Source organism: Komagataeibacter saccharivorans (assembly GCF_003207825.1).
Lineage (GTDB): Bacteria > Pseudomonadota > Alphaproteobacteria > Acetobacterales > Acetobacteraceae > Komagataeibacter > Komagataeibacter saccharivorans.
In genome coordinates, this window is sequence record NZ_NKTY01000088.1 from 1 (window position 1) to 1,044 (window position 1,044).

1 protein-coding gene is annotated in these 1,044 nt (G+C 55.3%); it reads right to left on the reverse strand.

The genetic code is table 11. The annotated features are described in order from the left end of the window. On the reverse strand, positions 1-988 hold a 988-nt coding region (locus CFR79_RS15455; RefSeq protein WP_110548468.1), incomplete at its 3' end, for an IS481 family transposase. Positions 989-1,044 lie beyond the last annotated feature (56 nt).

The following is a 1,044-nucleotide window of genomic DNA, read 5'->3' on the forward strand; positions in this document are numbered from 1 at the left end:
TGTTTAGTCCCAGGATTTGATGGTGCGGATTTTGCATGAACCGTGATGGTTCTTTTTCCCATTGCTGGCAAATAAATTCATATGGAGTGAGGCCGCGCAGTGTCTTGAGCCTGCGGGCGAAATTATAGGCAGCGACGAAGTCTGCGAGGTGCTGGCGCAACTGGTCGTGCGTTTCGTAATAGAAGTGCTTGACCGTTGCCTCCTTGATCGTGCGGTTCATCCTCTCGACCTGGCCATTTGTCCAGGGATGTCGCGGCTTTGTCAGTCGATGCTCGATATCGAGATCAGCACAGGCCAGTTCAAAAGAATGGCAACGGAACTGGACGCCATCGGCCCGCATGGCCTTGATCTCTTCCGGTGTCCATCCGTTTCCGGCCGGATCGGTAAAATGCGTGCCGTTATCGGTCAGCACGGTATGGATGCGATAGGGGACTGCAGTGGCCAAAGCACGCAGGAAGTCACCGGCAACGCGACGTGTTGCTTTCTCGTGCAGTTGGACAAATGCGAATTTCGATGTCCGGTCAATCGCTACGAAGAGATAGAGGCGGCCCATTTCAGTGCAGACTTCGGCAATGTCGATATGAAAGTAGCCGATCGGATAGGTCTTGAACTTTGAACGCTTCGGCTTGTCGCCTTCGGTGTCGGGCAGGCGGCTGATCCCATGGCGCTGAAAACAACGATGCAAAGAAGAGCGCGTCAGATGCGGGATTGTCGCCTGGAGCGCGTAAAGGCAGTCATCCAGGGGCAATAATGTATGGCGGCGGAACGCCACGATGATGGCTTCCTCCTCGATCGACAAAACCGTCGAAAGAGGAGCTTTCGGACCAGTGCGCCGATCCGCCGTATCGGGCCGCCCCTTCCATTTGGCTACCGTCTTCGGGTTGATCCCGTAGCGTTTCGCCAGAGCCCTCAGGCTCTCTTGACTATGTTGTATCGCTCGACGGACTGCCGCTGTCGTCGTGGCGCTTCCGTGGTGAACCTGGCCCATAGCGCTTCCTTCCACTCTCGTGAAAATAATGCACCATCAAATCCTGGGACTAAACA